At 72.0% G+C, this 15,259-nt stretch carries 10 protein-coding genes; 6 read left to right on the top strand and 4 right to left on the bottom strand.

What is annotated here, in order from left to right; genetic code table 11:
• Positions 1-228 precede the first annotated feature (228 nt).
• Both ACN27A_RS24095 and ssd read right to left on the bottom strand, forming a co-directional pair.
• Positions 229-1,440: a TadA family conjugal transfer-associated ATPase gene (locus ACN27A_RS24095; protein ID WP_421456937.1), complete on the bottom strand. Its 1,212-nt coding sequence runs from the start codon at positions 1,438-1,440 to the stop codon at positions 229-231.
• On the bottom strand, positions 1,437-2,540 hold the full coding sequence (ssd, locus tag ACN27A_RS24090) for a septum site-determining protein Ssd (protein WP_311410459.1): 1,104 nt from the start codon (positions 2,538-2,540) through the stop codon (positions 1,437-1,439). Before ssd ends, ACN27A_RS24095 begins: the two co-directional genes overlap by 4 nt.
• A 244-nt stretch (positions 2,541-2,784) precedes the next feature.
• Between ssd and ACN27A_RS24085 the strand changes: the two genes are divergently transcribed.
• Complete coding sequence (locus ACN27A_RS24085; RefSeq protein ID WP_421456936.1) at positions 2,785-3,165, top strand: VOC family protein; 381 nt, start codon at positions 2,785-2,787, stop codon at positions 3,163-3,165.
• 252 nt (positions 3,166-3,417) lie between these two features.
• On the opposite strand, the gene ACN27A_RS24080 is transcribed toward ACN27A_RS24085, so the two are convergent.
• Positions 3,418-3,675 (bottom strand): hypothetical protein, encoded by a 258-nt coding sequence (locus ACN27A_RS24080; RefSeq protein ID WP_421456935.1) that lies wholly within the window; start codon positions 3,673-3,675, stop codon positions 3,418-3,420.
• Between the two features lie 673 nt (positions 3,676-4,348).
• On the opposite strand from ACN27A_RS24080, the gene ACN27A_RS24075 reads away from it, so the two are divergent.
• Entirely contained in the window at positions 4,349-5,155 is an 807-nt protein-coding gene (locus tag ACN27A_RS24075) for an HAD family hydrolase (RefSeq protein WP_421456934.1), read from the top strand.
• A gap of 122 nt (positions 5,156-5,277) precedes the next feature.
• Here ACN27A_RS24075 and ACN27A_RS24070 read toward each other — a convergent pair whose 3' ends face one another.
• The gene (locus ACN27A_RS24070) at positions 5,278-6,024 is read right to left on the bottom strand and encodes an oxidoreductase (RefSeq protein WP_421456933.1); all 747 of its coding nucleotides are present in this window, start codon (positions 6,022-6,024) and stop codon (positions 5,278-5,280) included.
• 254 nt (positions 6,025-6,278) lie between these two features.
• On the opposite strand from ACN27A_RS24070, the gene acs reads away from it, so the two are divergent.
• The 4 genes from acs (at position 6,279) to ACN27A_RS24050 (ending at position 15,259) form a co-directional block, all read left to right on the top strand.
• Positions 6,279-8,243 carry an acetate--CoA ligase gene (acs, locus tag ACN27A_RS24065; protein WP_421456932.1) on the top strand — a complete coding sequence of 655 codons (1,965 nt, stop codon included), beginning with the start codon at positions 6,279-6,281 and terminating at the stop codon, positions 8,241-8,243.
• A 266-nt stretch (positions 8,244-8,509) separates the two neighbouring features.
• On the top strand, positions 8,510-11,299 hold the full coding sequence (locus ACN27A_RS24060; protein ID WP_421456931.1) for an immune inhibitor A domain-containing protein: 2,790 nt from the start codon (positions 8,510-8,512) through the stop codon (positions 11,297-11,299).
• 424 nt (positions 11,300-11,723) lie between these two features.
• Complete coding sequence (locus tag ACN27A_RS24055; protein WP_421458580.1) at positions 11,724-14,120, top strand: immune inhibitor A domain-containing protein; 2,397 nt, start codon at positions 11,724-11,726, stop codon at positions 14,118-14,120.
• 206 nt (positions 14,121-14,326) lie between these two features.
• Positions 14,327-15,259 carry an alpha/beta fold hydrolase gene (locus ACN27A_RS24050; RefSeq protein WP_421456930.1) on the top strand — a complete coding sequence of 311 codons (933 nt, stop codon included), beginning with the start codon at positions 14,327-14,329 and terminating at the stop codon, positions 15,257-15,259.

Raw genomic sequence — 15,259 nt, 5'->3', positions numbered from 1 at the left:
GAGGAACGCCCTCGCCGGTGCGCGCCGCCGTACCGTCCACGTCCCGACCGGGTGTCTGGCGCAGCTCGGTGACCCAGGCGACGAGCGGGTCCTCCCCGCCGGCACGCGCGCTCCCGCCGACGCCGGCGGCCAGCACGCCCCGCCGGATCCGGCCACCGCGCACCGCCCCGGCCACCAGCACCGCCGTCACGAGGACCGAGAGCAGCGCCACCAGCGCGTACGGGGCGGTCACCTCGGTCCCGCCGATCCGGGCCACGGCTCGGTCAGGACCGGCGGAACCGGTACGGCCCGCTCCCGCAGCAGGTCGGCGAGCGCCCGGGCGGCGCGGTCCGGCCCTCGCCCGCGTACCCAGGCGGGAACCGCCGTGACCAGCCGGTCCGGGCCCTCCGGCAGGAGCAGGCAGACCGATTCCAGTACGCGCCCCTCGGCGCTCCGGCGCACCTGGAGCAGCACCTGGAGTGCGGCGGCCACCTGGGCGTGGAGCGCGGGACGGGGCAGCCCGCCGAGCATCCCGAGGGCCTCCAGCCGCGCCGGCACGTCCGACGGGGCGTTGGCGTGCAGGGTCCCGGCTCCGCCGTCGTGGCCGGTGTTCAGGGCGGCGAGCAGGTCTACCACCTCCCCGCCCCGGCACTCGCCGACCACCAGTCGGTCGGGCCGCATCCGCAGGGCCTGCCGCACGAGGTCGGTCAGCCCGACCGCGCCGGAACCCTCCACGTTGGCCGTCCTCGCCTGCAACCCGACGACGTGCGGGTGCCGGGGATGCAGTTCGGCCGCGTCCTCCACCAGCACGATCCGTTCGGTCGCGGGAACCAGTCCGAGCAGCGTGTTCAGCAAGGTCGTCTTGCCTGAGCCGGTGCCGCCGGTCACCAGGTACGCCAGCCGGGCCGCCACCACGGCGGAGAGCACCGGCGCCACCGGTCGGGGAACCGTCCCCCGGCTCACCAACTCGTCGAGGGTGAAGGGGCGCTGCCGGAAGGTCCGCAGGGACAGGTAGGGCCCGTCGGTCGCCACCGGCGGCAGCACGGCGTGCAGGCGGGTGCCGTCGGGAAGCCGGGCGTCCGCGTACGGGGAACCGTCGTCGAGCCGCCGACCGGCGCTGGCGGCGAGCCGCTGCGCGAGTCGGCGTACGTCGTCCACCGTGCCGATCGGCACCGCGACCTGGTGCAGGCCCCGCCCCCGGTCGACCCAGACCCGGACGCCGTTGACCAGCACGTCGGTGACCTCCGGATCGGCCAGCAACGGGGCGAGCGGACCGGCTCCCACCAGATCGTCGTGCACCTGGTCGGCCATCCGCAGCACGGCGGTGTCGCCGAGGACGGCGGCGGTGGGCTCCGCCCGTACGGCAGAAACGATCGCGGCGGCGGTGACCGGCGTCGCCGCGGCGGCCATGCGCTGTCGCACCCGCGCGGCGAGGGTCTCGCCCTCGGACGGCCCGGTCATGCCGCACCCGCCGCCGGCGCGCCTGTCAGTTCGGCGACGATCCGCTGGCAGAGCGCCGCCAGCGGGCCTCGGCCGTGCGCGGCTGGCGCCTCGCCCCGCTCCAACCCGCGAGCCAGCGCCGGTTCCGGGCGCAGCGTGCCGGCCAGCGGCAGCCCGAGCGCCCGGGCCACCTCCGCCGCTCCCAGGCGGCCCGGTGCCGGACCGCGCACGATCACCGACATCGCGGTGCAGTGCGGGGCGGCGGCGGCCACCACCCGGGCCGCCGCGGCGGTGGCCCGCAGCTCGGCCGGGACCACCACGTAGACCTGGTCCGCCGCCTGCAGCGCGGTCACGGCCGCGTCGTCCAGCTGCCGGGGCAGATCGACCACCACGAGGTCCCGGCCCCGCCGGGCGGCGTCGACGGTCGCCGCCATCGCCTGGGCGGGGAGGGCGAGCAGGTCGCCCCGGTCCCAGGAGAGCACCACCAGGTCGCCCCGGCTCGGCAGGGCCCGCACCAGCGCCGGCGCGTCCACCCGGCCGTCGGCGCCGGTCAGCGCCGGCCAGCGCAGCCCTTCCAACTGCTCCCAGCCGAGCACCAGATCGAGCCCGCCGCCGAGCGGGTCGGCGTCGACGAGCAGGGTGCGCAGCCGGGCCCGGGCGCCCGTGACGGCGAGCCCGCCCGCCAGGATGCTCGCCCCGGCGCCGCCCCGCCCGCCCAGGACCGCGACGATCCGGGCACCGCCCCGCTCGACGCCCTCCGGCCCGCACTCGGCGAAGCGGTCGACCAGCCAGGGCTCGGCGGCGGGCAGCGTCGCCACGTGCTCCGCGCCGATCAGCTCGGCGACCTGCCAGCCGGGATCGAGTTCCCCGGACCGCCCGACCAGCACCATCCGTGGCCGCTGGGGCAGCCGCGCCCGCAGGCAGGGCTGGGCCTGGTCGGCGCCGACCAGCACGAGCGGGGCCGGCAGCCAGCGGGTCCGGGCCGCGGCGGGGTCGGCGGCGAGTTCCACCTCGACTCCGCCCGCCGCGGCGAGCCGCAGCAGGTCGTCGAGCAGGTCGCCGTCCGAGGTGACGAGCAGCGGCCGGGGCCGGTGCGGCGGGACGGAGGTACGGGGTGGCATCGCGGCCTCCAGCGGTCGGGCTCGGGGTTGCTGACCCGAGACCCTGCTCCGACGCCACCCCGAACGACGCCCCGTCCCCACAGCCTGTGGACAACCGCGCGCCCTGTGGACAGCGCCCGCCGGGCGAGTCGATCTGCTATGGACCCGGGCGGATGGCAGCGCCTCTCAGCTCCCGAAACACCCCGCCTGCCGCCGCGGCGGCGCGGGCACCCGACGGGCCGTACGAATCGATAGCCTGCGCTGCATGCATCGCAGTCGCGTGTACGCCATCCTGATCGACACCCCTCGTGCGGAGGCGGCCCGGGCGGCGGCCTTCTGGTCGGGAGCCCTGGGCGTCCCAGCCGAGCCCAACCCGTCGTACCCGCAGTTCATCGGCCTGCACGACGCCCTGCCCGGGCTGGTCACCGCCGTGCAGGAGGTCGACGACGAGCCCCGCTTCCACCTCGACTTCGAGACCGACGACGTCGAGGCCGAGACGGCTCGCCTGGTCGCCCTCGGTGCCACGCGGGTCGCGCGGTGGCAGGAGTGCCAGGTGCTGCGCGTACCCGGTGGACATCTGGTCTGCGTACTGCCGGTGGAAAGCCGGCCGGAGGTCTTCGACGCCGAGGCCAGAACCTGGCCGTGACGCCTGTGCCGGCACGCCGAGAGGCAACCGGGCGAGCCCGCTCGGCCGGCCGTCTCGGCGAGCAGGCGACGAATCGACGTCGACGACACTCAATCGTTATGAGCACGTCCCGGATGGCTCCACTGCCGAACCCACGGCACCGTCGGCGGCTTCGTCGCCTCCGGCCCCGAACTGGCCCTCGGACGAGCACTCTCAACGGGGGTGGAGACGGCCTGTGACCGTGAGCTTGGCTGTACGAATGCCGTACAGCCGTCAGTCGCGGTCGGTCCCGGCGTGCTTGCTTCGATCCTGGAGTCGCCGCAACCTGCGGAGGTACTGCCCGGCGTAGGAGCGCTGCGCATCGTCCAGCGCCTGCGCATCCGGGTCGGCAAACTCTTCGTAGTAGGAGATCTCGGCCGGGTCGTGGTCGTGCTCAATCAGTTCGCCGAGCGCCTGGGCGTCATGCGCCAGCGGCGACCTCCTCGCCGCCGCCTCCCGCCAGATGTGCCCACTGATGTCGTCCTCCTGCACGCGGGCGATGGTAGAGCCAACGAGGCTCGGCACCCGCGGCGTACGGCCTCGGGCCTCCGCGGCAGATCGGTGTCAGGACGAGCGTGGCGCTCCGCCTGAGGCGCGCCCTTGCCACCTGGCTGGTCACCTAACGGCATCCCGATCATTCGGGCGCAGCGGGTCATGGGCCCCGAGCAGGCGTCAACGACGCTCAATCGTCATACGCACACCCCGGACGACTACCCTCCCGGGCTCTGGCAGCCGACGACAGCTCTGCTGCCTCCGGTCGAGATTTCGCCCTCCGGGTCCGGCGCTGCCGAGAACGGAGACGATCTATGACCTGCGTAGAAGCGCTCCCGCTGGAAAGGGACGACCCCCGTCGGGGGGAGACGGGGGTCGTCGAAGGTTCGGCTCCGGGGGGGTCGAGCCGAACCCACTCAGCGGTCACGGGGGGTGCAACCGCCGAGGGTCTGCCTGTCGTACGAGATGTGAACACTCGTCGCATCAACAAGTCTGCCTGAGCGAACCTGTATACGTCGAGTGGTGTCTCCTCCACTCCCTGCGAAATAATGTTCGCAGAGTGTGACCATCATCACGATGAGCGAGGGTGGCGGAGGGCCGGCCCGCAGGTCCGAGGGGTCGCCGGGCCCCGGGCACCCGCCGACCATAGACCATCCGGCTAGACTTTCGCGCCGTGGGCCGAAGTGCCGCTTTCTTCGATCTGGACAAGACCGTCATCGCCAAGTCGAGCGCCCTGGCGTTCGGTCGGCCGTTCTACCGGGACGGCCTGATCACCCGGCGTGACGTGGTCAAGTCGGCGTACGCCCAGCTGATGTTCCGGCTGGGCGGCACCGACGCGCAGACCATGGCCAGGACCAGGGACTACCTCGCCGCGCTCTGCAAGGGCTGGCAGGTGGAACAGGTCCGCCAGATCGTCGCGGAGACGCTGCACGAGCTGATCAACCCTTACGTGTACGCCGAGGCCGCCGCCCTGATCGAGGAGCACCAGGCCGCCGGCCGGGACGTCGTCCTGGTCTCCGCCTCCGGCGAGGAGATGGTCCGCCCGATCGGCGTGCTGCTCGGGGTCACCGACGTGATCGCCACCCGCATGGGCGTGGTCGACGGCCGCTACAGCGGCGAGGTCGAGTTCTACGCGGCCGGATCGAGCAAGGTCGACGCCGTCGGCGAGCTGGCCGCCGAGCGCGGCTACGACCTGGCCGACTCGTACGCCTACTCCGACTCGTACAGCGATCGGCCGCTGCTGGAGTGCGTCGGCCATCCCTCGGTGGTCAACCCGGACCGGCAGCTGCGCCGGCTCGCGGTCGAGAACTCCTGGCCGGTGCTGGAGTTCCGGCACCCGATCCCGCTGGGGCGGCGGCTGCGCGAGCGCCCGGCCGTCCCGGTCGCCGCCGCGGCGCTGGGCGTGGGTGTGGGCGTGGCCATCGGCATCGCCTGGTACGGCCGGCACCGCCGCACCCGCACCGCCCCCGCACCCGCCTGAGCCCACCCGAGCCGCGCGGCCGACGCCGCCGCACCCGCACCGCACCCGCCTGAGCCACGCGCCCGGCACCCGCCTGGCCCAGCGACCGCGCGCGGCCCGTGGACGGGCCGGCGCCGGCCAGCTCAGGCCGCCGCTAGGACCTCGTCGCCGATGGTGGTGAGCTGGTCCGCGCCGACCTCCACCGCCGCCATGTAGTGGCGCAGCCAGGAGCGCAGCCCGTCCGGGGTGCCGGTGGCGAAGGCGCCGGCCGAGCCGACGTACTCCGGTTCGCGCTCGTGGTGGCCGACGTCCACGGCGAGCAGGCCGCGCGGGTCCAGACCGCTGGACAGCAGCACCAGGCGGGCGGCGCCCCGGGCCACCACCCCGGACGGCCCGGCGAAGGGGCGCAGGTTCAGCAGCTCGCCGTGCACGACGGCGGCCAGCACCAGCGGCGAGACCTTCGTGCCGCCGGCGACGAGCCCGGCCAGCCCGTCCAGCCGGGCGGCGACGACCGGGTCGGCCACCGGACGGCCCAGCTCGGCCTCGCCGACGACGTCGCGGGCGGCGAGCACGTGCAGCCTGGCCAGCGCCTGCCGGGGCGCCTTCGGCCACAGCTCGGACAGCCCCGGCAGCGCCCCGGCGACCCGAAGCGCGCCCTGCACCACCGGCTCGGTCACCGTCCCGGCGCGGACCGCCTCGCGCTCGCGGGCGTACCCCTCCAGGGCGGCGCTGGCCACCGCGGACCGGAGGCTGACCTCGGCCGCGACCTGGCCGCCGCGCCGGCGCAGCGCGCGGTGCCCCAGGGCCTGGTCGAAGCGCTCGCGGGCCCGCTCCACGGCGGGGGCGACGTCGGCGAGCGCGAGCAGCGGGGCGAGCGGGTCAGCGGTCACCCCGTCACGCTATCGACTGCCCGGCGCGCCCCGCCGACGAGCCGCCCGGAAGCGACCACCGCCACCCGCGAGCCGCCGGCCGGGCGATCATGCCGGACAAATGGCGTCGAGGCGGCGGCCCGCGTCGCCGTCCGGCGCGCGGTGGGGGCCGCTCGGCGCGTGTCGGCCGGACCGGCGGTCGCCCGTGCCGGCCGCCCCGACTAACCTCGTGCCCTAGAGAGACGCAGGTCACCCGAGCGACGAGGGAGTACGGCATGAGCGAGGCATTGGCCAATCTGCTGAACGAGACGCGCCAGTTCCCCCCGCCAGCCGAACTCGCCGCGAACGCCAACGTCACCGCCGACGCGTACGCGGACGCGGACGCCGACCGGTTGGCGTTCTGGGAGCGGCAGGCCGGGCGGCTCACCTGGGCGCGGCAGTGGGACCAGGTGCTCGACTGGTCGAAGCCGCCGTTCGCGAAGTGGTTCGTCGGCGGGCAGCTCAACGTGGCGTACAACTGCCTGGACCGGCACGTCGAGGCCGGGCTGGGCGACAAGGTCGCCATCCACTGGGAGGGCGAGCCGGGCGACACCCGGACCATCACGTACGCCGACCTGCACCGGCTGACCTGTCAGGCGGCGAACGCGCTCACCGAGCTGGGCGTCACCGCCGGCGACCGGGTGGCGATCTACCTGCCGATGGTGCCGGAGGCGGCGGTCGCGATGCTCGCCTGCGCGCGGATCGGCGCCACGCACAGCGTGGTCTTCGGCGGCTTCTCCGCCGACGCGCTGACCAACCGGATCCAGGACGCCAGCGCGAAGGTGGTGATCACCGCCGACGGCGGCTACCGCCGGGGCAAGCCGTCGGCGCTGAAGCCGACCGTGGACGAGGCGGTGGCGAACTGCCCGTCGGTCGAGCACGTGCTGGTGGTGCGCCGCACCGGCGAGGAGGTGGCCTGGTCGGGCAAGGACCGCTGGTGGCACGAGACGGTCGAGACCGCTGCGGCCGAGCACGACGCGCAGCCGTTCGACGCCGAGCACCCGCTGTTCATCCTCTACACCAGCGGCACCACGGCCCGCCCGAAGGGCATCCTGCACACCACCGGCGGCTACCTGACCCAGACGTCGTACACGCAGCACGCGGTCTTCGACCTCAAGCCGGAGACCGACGTCTACTGGTGCACCGCCGACATCGGCTGGGTGACGGGGCACTCCTACATCGTCTACGGCCCGCTCTCCAACGGCGCCACCCAGGTCATGTACGAGGGCACCCCGGACACTCCGCACAAGGGCCGGTTCTGGGAGATCGTCGACAAGTACAAGGTCAGCATCCTCTACACCGCCCCGACGCTCATCCGCACGATGATGAAGTGGGGCGAGGACATCCCGGCCGGTTACGACCTGTCCTCGCTGCGGCTGCTGGGCAGCGTGGGTGAGCCGATCAACCCCGAGGCGTGGATGTGGTACCGGCAGCACGTCGGCGGGGGTGAGCTGCCCATCGTCGACACCTGGTGGCAGACCGAGACCGGTTCGATCATGATCTCGCCGCTGCCGGGCGTGACGGCGACCAAGCCCGGCTCCGCGATGACGCCGCTGCCCGGGATCGTCGCCGACGTGGTCGACGACCAGGGCCAGTCGGTACCGAACGGCGGCGGTGGCTACCTGGTGCTGCGCGAGCCGTGGCCGTCGATGCTGCGCACCATCTGGGGCGACGACGACCGGTTCATCGAGACGTACTGGTCGCGCTTCGAGGGCATGTACTTCGCCGGGGACGGGGCGAAGAAGGACGACGACGGGCACATCTGGCTGCTGGGCCGCGTCGACGACGTGATGCTCGTGTCCGGGCACAACATCTCCACCACCGAGGTGGAGTCGGCGCTCGTCTCCCACCCGTCGGTGGCCGAGGCGGCGGTGGTCGGCGCGACCGACCCGACGACCGGGCAGGCCATCGTCGCGTTCGCCATCCCGCGCGGCACCACGGACACGGCGGGCGAGGCGGGCGAGAAGCTCATCGCCGAGTTGCGCAACCACGTGGCGAAGACGCTCGGCCCGATCGCCAAGCCCCGGCAGATCATGCTGGTGCCGGAGCTGCCGAAGACCCGCTCCGGCAAGATCATGCGCCGGCTGCTGCGCGACGTGGCGGAGAACCGTTCGCTCGGCGACGTCACCACGCTCCAGGATTCGTCCGTGATGGACCTGATCTCGTCCGGCATGGGCGGCGGCAAGTCCGACGAGGACTGACGCAGGCGTACGCCCCGATGGGTGGCGGTCCCTCGCGGACCGTCACCCATCGTCGTTTCTTACGGGTGTGCGACCGGCCGGCTGCGCGCTGTCACATCGGTCGGTCGGGTGAGCCGAGTGAAGCTGAACGGTCACAGGGAGAGGTCGACCCCTGTCGTTCCCCTGCTTTCTGTTCTAGGTTCACGCTCGTCGGGTCGGTTCGATGGACGTCGCATCGATGGAGGCCGACCGGCTCCCTCCTCCCCATGCCCGAGAAACGGAGCGGCATGAACAGAAATACGCAATCCGGGTCGCGTCGACGCCTGCTCGTCGCGCTGCCCGCCATCGCCCTCGCCGCCTCGTCACTGACCGTGACCGGTGGCGCGGCGGCGGCGGAGCCCGGCCCCGCCCGAGCCACGATCGGGGCGGACGAGCACTACATCAACTACGCCGAGCCCGCCGTCCAGCCGGACAGCGGCGGCCGCGAGGTCAAGGGCAAGGGCGGCGTCTACGCCCCGGCGGTCGAAGAGGCGCGCGCCTACGACCGCAAGTACGCCCGGGGCAACCCGGTCGCGGCCGAGCAGCTCGCGAAGCACGAGGCCAAGGCGATGACGACGGGCAAGAGCCCGCGCCAGATCAAGAAGGCCCCGAGCACCCAGACCGCCAAGCTGCTGACCCTGCTTGTCGAGTTCAACGACCAGGCCAACGACGACTTCACCGGCGTCATGGTCCCCAGGACGGTCTTCGAGGACCGGACCTGCGTCCCCGGCACCGTGCAGAACGGGCCGAAGCACAACAAGATCCCGAACCCGGCGAACCTGCCCCACGAGGACAACAACTCGATGTGGGTGCCGGACTTCTCGCCCACCCACTACGACAAGATGCTCTACTCCAAGAAGGGCATCACCGAGCGGGTCCGCAAGGACCTGAAGGGCCCCGACGGCAGGCGTGGCATCGACCTGACCGGCCGCACGATGCACAACATGTACCTGGAGATGTCCAAGGGCGCGTACACGGTCGACGGGCAGGCCAGCCCGTGGATCACCGTGCCGCACTCCGAGGGCTGGTACGCGGCCTCGCGCTGCTTCCAGGACGAGAACGGCAACTGGGTCCCCGGCCGCCAGCAGTCGATGAACGGCCACCCGGACAACCCGCAGGGCGCGGGCCGGCTCGCCACCGACGCGATCGACGCCCTCGCGCAGGCGGACCCGAACTTCCCGTGGGCCGACTACGACATCGAGGACCAGGGCGACCGCGACGGCGACGGCAACCTCTTCGAGCCGGACGGCGTGATCGACCACCTGGTGCTGGTGCACGCCGGGCAGGGCAAGTCCCGCGGCGGCGGCGCCGAGGGCACGTACGCCGTCTGGGCGCACTCGTCGACGGTGACCGGCGGCTACACCATCCCCGGCACCAACCTCCAGGTCTCGAACTACATCGTGCAGCCCGAGGACGCCGGCGTCGGCGTCTTCGCCCACGAGTTCGGCCACGACCTGGGCCTGCCGGACCTCTACGACACCTCCGGCAACGCCGACTCCGACGTCGACTTCTGGGACCTGATGGCCTCGGGCTCGCACTCGGGCGAGATCTTCCAGGCGCTGCCGACGCACATGGGCCTGTGGGACAAGTGGGTGCTCGGCTGGGCCGACCCGCTGACCCTCGCGCCCGGCTCGAACCCGCGTGCCGTCCAGCTCGGCCAGACCTCGCGGACCCCGCGCGGCACCGAGGACGGCATCAAGGTCGACCTGCCGGACAAGGTGATCACGCTGGCGACGCCGCACAGCGGCGCGAACATGTGGTACTCGGGCGCCGACCAGGACTGGGCGGACGTCAAGATCACCCGTCAGGTGGCCGTGCCGGCGGCGGCCGACGCGAAGTTCTGGATGTGGAACAACTACGTCATCGAGGCCGACTGGGACTACGGCTTCGTCGAGCTCTCCACCGACGGCGGCGCCACCTGGACCGAGCAGAAGGTCTACGACGCGGCCGGCAACCTCGTCACCACGAACGACGGCTACGCCGACCCGAACGGTCGGATGGTGGACTTCGGCAACAAGAAGTACGGCCTGACCGGTGACACGCACGGCTGGCGGCACGACTACGTCGACCTGTCGGCGTACGCCGGGCAGACCGTGCAGGTCCGGCTCCGCTACGCCACGGACGAGGCGTTCGCGGAGCGCGGCTGGTTCGCCGACGACTTCTCGGTGACCGGCGGCGGCGCCACCACGTGGAGCGACGACGTCGAGGGCGGGGCCAACGGCTGGACGGCGACGGGCGGCAGCTTCGTCGACACCACCGGCCAGGGCTGGCACATCGACACCGGCACCTCGACCCAGGCGCACTACTACCTGGCCGAGTGGCGCAACTTCGACGGCTTCGACAAGGGCCTCAAGTACACCTACGACACGATCTACTCGCGCGACGCGTGGAAGGTCGACCGGGTCTCCTACAACGCCCCGGGCATGCTGGTCTGGTACCGGGACACGGAGCGGGGCGACGTCAACCACACCACGGCGCAGATGACGGCGCTGCCCAGCTACGGCGCCAAGGGCGGTCTGCTGATCGTCGACTCGCACTTCGACCCGTACCGCCGCAAGGGCGAGGCGGCCGTGAAGGACCCGTCGGTGCTGGACAACCTGCCCAGCCGCCCGCAGTCCGCCAACGCGGCCTTCTCGCTGAAGCCCACGTACCCCTTCAAGGAGTGCCTGGAGGCGGCGGACGAGCCGTACAGCGAGTACTGCACCAGCTTCGGTCCGCAGGCGCCCGTGAAGGGCTTCACCGACGCGAAGACCTGGTACCCGGGCATCGAGATGCGTGACGGCTCGCCGTACGCGCGGGACAACGACGCCTCCGTGGTCATCCCGTCGAAGGGCAACGCGCCGTACACGACCCGGGTCACCAACCCGGACGGTACGCCGGCGACGTCCTACTACGGGGTCAGCCTGGGCAGCGGCATCGTGCTGGGCACCGGGAACCCCGGCGACCAGGGGGTGTCCTACGGCGTGACCATCACCATCAAGCGCACCGCGCGGGACAACTCGTACGCCACGGTGTACGTCACCCCCGCGAGGAACTGACCCGAGGGTCGGCCGAGCGGAAGAACGGGCGGGGCCCGTCCGGAGAGCACCCGTGCTCCCCGGGCGGGCCCCGCCGCGTGTACACGTCGGCGGCGGTCGTAAAGGCTTGACGGACCACCCGTGGGACGGTCGACGGGCACGCCGCCGCCCACTTTTCCGTTACGCGATCACGCTTATCGAAAACCGTCTCTTTGTCGCCAGGTGGGGGCGTTCGCCCTGCTCACCGCGCTGGTGAACGGCCGGGATGTGACGGTGAAAAGCATTCCCAACAAAACTTTGCAACAAATCGACGCACGCATCTTCCCACCGGTCACACGAGTGTCTATGTTCACCATTGGTCCCCCTAGTGGGATCGGTAGCACCGGCCCGTACCCCCGTTGGGCCGGTTCCCTCAAACCGGAGGTACCACGTGCGCAAAGTCGCAGTGGGTCTGCTCGGGCTTTCGCTGACGGCGACGGGACTGGCGTTCGGTTCGTCCGCCACCGCCGCGCCGCAGCCGAAGTTGCCGACGGCCGCTCCGTCGGTCGCCGAGCCAGCCCATGTCGACCACGACCTGCCGAACCCGCTGGAGGACAAGCGTCGCGCCCTGCGCCAGGAGGGTCTGAGCGACGTCCTCTCCGGCCGGGCCAAGCCGCAGAAGGTCAACGGCAGCACGGTCGTCAAGGTCGGCAAGACCCAGGCCGAGGGGGCTGCCGCCCGCTCGACCCGGGCCAACGCCGCCACCCAGACCGAGGACCAGTACGTCGAGCTCTCCCGGGAGAAGACGGACCGGATCTTCGTCATCCTCGCCGAGTTCGGCAACGAGCGGCACCCGAGCTACCCGGACCAGGACACCGACCCGGACACCGCGGGTCCGACCCGGTTCGACGGGCCGCTGCACAACGAGATCCCGCAGCCCAACCGGGCGGTGGACAACTCCACGGTGTGGCAGGCGGACTACAACGCCGACTACTACCGCAAGCTCTACTTCGGCACCAACCCCGGTGACGAGTCGGTGAAGCAGTACTACGAGGCCCAGTCCTCGGGTCGCTACAGCGTCGACGGCACCGTCACCGACTGGGTGAAGGTGAAGTACAACGAGGCCCGCTACGGCCGCTCCGGCGGCTACCCGTGCGCCTCGAACGTCTGCACCAACACCTGGGCGCTGGTCCGCGACGCCGCCAACCAGTGGGTCGCCGACCAGAAGGCCGCCGGCCGCACCGACGCCCAGATCGCCGCCGACCTGTCGGCGATGGACCAGTGGGACCGGTACGACCACGACGGCGACGCCAACTTCAACGAGCCGGACGGCTACATCGACCACTTCCAGATCGTCCACTCCGGTGGCGACGAGGCCGACGGTGACCCGCACCAGGGCGAGGACGCCATCTGGAGCCACCGCTGGTACGCCTTCGCGTCCGACCAGGGCTCGACCGGCCCGGCCGGCAACCCGGCCGGCGGCACCCAGATCGGCAACACCGGCCTCTGGATCGGCGACTACACCATCCAGCCGGAGAACGGTGGCCGGAGCGTCTTCTACCACGAGTACGCGCACGACCTCGGTCTGCCGGACGACTACAACGTCACCAGTGGTGGGGACAACAACAACGAGCACTGGACCCTGATGGCCCAGAGCCGGCTCGGCGCCAAGACCGACGCCGGCATCGGTGACCGTGGCGGCGACCTCGGCGCGTGGAACAAGCTCCAGCTCGGCTGGCTCGACTACGAGGTGGTCGTCGCGGGGCAGAAGCGGACCATGACCCTCGGCCCGCAGGAGTACAACAGCGACGAGGCACAGGCCGTCGTCGTGGTGCTTCCGAAGCGTGACTACACGTTCGAGCACGGCGCGCCCTTCGAGGGCAGCAAGCAGTTCTTCTCCGGCAACCAGGACGACCTCAACAGCACGATGACCCGGACCCTGGACTTCACCGGGAAGTCGTCGGCGGCCCTGTCGATGAAGGGCCGCTACAACATCGAGGCCGACTACGACTACCTGTTCTTCGAGGCGTCGCTGGACGGCGGCCAGTCCTGGGTGACCCTGCCCGGCACGGCCAACGGCCAGCCGCTCAAGGAGATCTCCGCCGGTCGCTACGCGCTGGACGGCAGCAGCGGCGGCGAGTGGGTCGACGTCAACATCCCCATGGACGTGGCGGCGGGCAAGGTCGCGCAGTTCCGGCTGCGCTACCAGACCGACGGTGGCGTCTCCGAGGGTGGCTTCTACGGTGACGCGATCACCGTGACGGCCGACGGCCAGACCGTCCTCTCCGACGGCGCCGAGACCGGTGCCGCGGGCTGGACGCTCGCCGGTGGCTTCGAGACCGCCGAGAAGAGCTACACCAAGGCGTACGACAACTACTACATCGCGGGCACCCGGCAGTACATCTCGTACGACAAGTACCTGAAGACCGGCCCGTACTTCTTCGGCTACCAGAACACCCGCCCGGACTACGTGGACCACTACGCGTACCAGGAGGGTCTGCTGATCTCCTACTGGAACACCCGCTGGGCGGACAACGACACGTTCGCGCACCCGGGTGAGGGTCGCAACCTGATCATCGACGCGCACCCGCGGCCGATCTACAACCTGACCGGCCAGCCCTGGCGGTCCCGCGTCCAGGTCTACGACGCGCCGTTCAGCCTGAAGAAGGCCGACTCGTTCACGCTGCACCTCAACAGCCAGCCGCAGTACATCCGTGGCCAGGCTGCGCAGCCGCTGTTCGACGACACCCAGCAGTACTGGTTCCCGGAGCTGCCGAACCACGGCGTCAAGCTCCCGGCCACCGGCACCAAGATCAAGGTCCTGGAGAAGGACGGCCTCAACACCAAGATCCGCATCTCCTGATCGCTGATCCCGCACCACCAGCACCACGCGATGCCCGGGCAGGTCACCTGCCCGGGCATCGCCCTTTCCGCCACCCACCGACCCGACAGCACGGCGGACGGTGGCCCCAGCGCCGCCAGGCGGGGCCGGGAGCTTCGCGAGCGATCCCGACCACGCCGTGGGTCGGCGTCGGAGGTGACCGGCACCGGGGTCCTAGGCTGTCTGCCATGACCGAGCAGCGCGGCGGGCCCGTCGACGAGTCCTGCGTCCTCACCGAGGGGCCGTGGACGCACCGGTTCGTCGGCGCCAACGGCAGTCGCTTCCACGTCGTGGAGGCCGGCACCGGCCCGATGGTGCTCTTCCTGCACGGCTTCCCCGAGCACTGGTGGGCCTGGCACGAGATGCTGCCGGCCGTCGCCGACGCCGGCTTCCGCGCCGTCGCGGTCGACCTGCGGGGTTACGGCGCCAGCGACAAGCCGCCCCGGGGGTACGACGGCTACACCCTCGCGGCCGACGTCGCCGGGCTGATCCGGGCCCTCGGCGAGCGCTCCGCCACCGTGGTCGGCACCGGCGTCGGCGGCATGATCGCGTGGACGGTGGCGTCGTTCCATCCGTCGCTGGTCCGCCGGCTGGTGGTGCTCGGCGCCCCCCACCCGCTGCGGCTGCGGGCCGCCATCTTCGCCGACCCGCGCGGGCAGTTCGCCGCCGCCACGCCCACCCTGAAGTTCCAGCTGCCCCGCTACGAGCACGTGCTGACCCGCGACGACGCGGCGGCCGTCGAGGAGATGCTGCGCCGCTGGGGCGGGCCGCGCTGGGCCGACGGGCCGGGCTTCGAGGCGTACGCCCAGCGGTGCCGGGAGGCGATGCGCATCCCGCAGGCGGCGTTCTGCGCCCTGGAGGGCTACCGCTGGGCGTTCCGCTCGGTGCTCCGCCTGCACGGCTACCGCTTCGTCCGGCTGATGCAGAAGCCGCTGGTCACGCCGACCCTCCAGCTGCACGGCGCGCTCGACGAGGCCTCCCTGCCGCGTACCGCCCAGGGCTCCGGCCGGTACGTGGTGGCGCCGTACGAGTGGCGGCTCCTGGACGACATCGGGCACTTCCCGCACGTGGAGGCCGGCGACCTGGTGCTGGGCGAGGTCCTGCGCTGGGCGAAGTCCTGA

This window comes from Micromonospora sp. WMMD737 (assembly GCF_049179055.1).
Taxonomy (GTDB): domain Bacteria; phylum Actinomycetota; class Actinomycetes; order Mycobacteriales; family Micromonosporaceae; genus Micromonospora; species Micromonospora reichwaldensis.
Note: the sequence above shows the minus strand (reverse complement) of the source record. Positions and strands in the feature narration are given on the sequence as shown.

What these genes read in the sequence shown, in the direction of transcription:
- ACN27A_RS24050 (WP_421456930.1), top strand. Translation starts at nt 14,327, where the DNA reads ATGACCGAGCAGCGCGGCGGGCCCGTCGACGAGTCCTGCGTCCTCACC.
- acs (WP_421456932.1), top strand. Translation starts at nt 6,279, where the DNA reads ATGAGCGAGGCATTGGCCAATCTGCTGAACGAGACGCGCCAGTTCCCC.
- ACN27A_RS24060 (WP_421456931.1), top strand. Translation starts at nt 8,510, where the DNA reads ATGAACAGAAATACGCAATCCGGGTCGCGTCGACGCCTGCTCGTCGCG.
- ACN27A_RS24085 (WP_421456936.1), top strand. Translation starts at nt 2,785, where the DNA reads ATGCATCGCAGTCGCGTGTACGCCATCCTGATCGACACCCCTCGTGCG.
- ACN27A_RS24095 (WP_421456937.1), bottom strand. Translation starts at nt 1,440, where the DNA reads ATGACCGGGCCGTCCGAGGGCGAGACCCTCGCCGCGCGGGTGCGACAG.
- ssd (WP_311410459.1), bottom strand. Translation starts at nt 2,540, where the DNA reads ATGCCACCCCGTACCTCCGTCCCGCCGCACCGGCCCCGGCCGCTGCTC.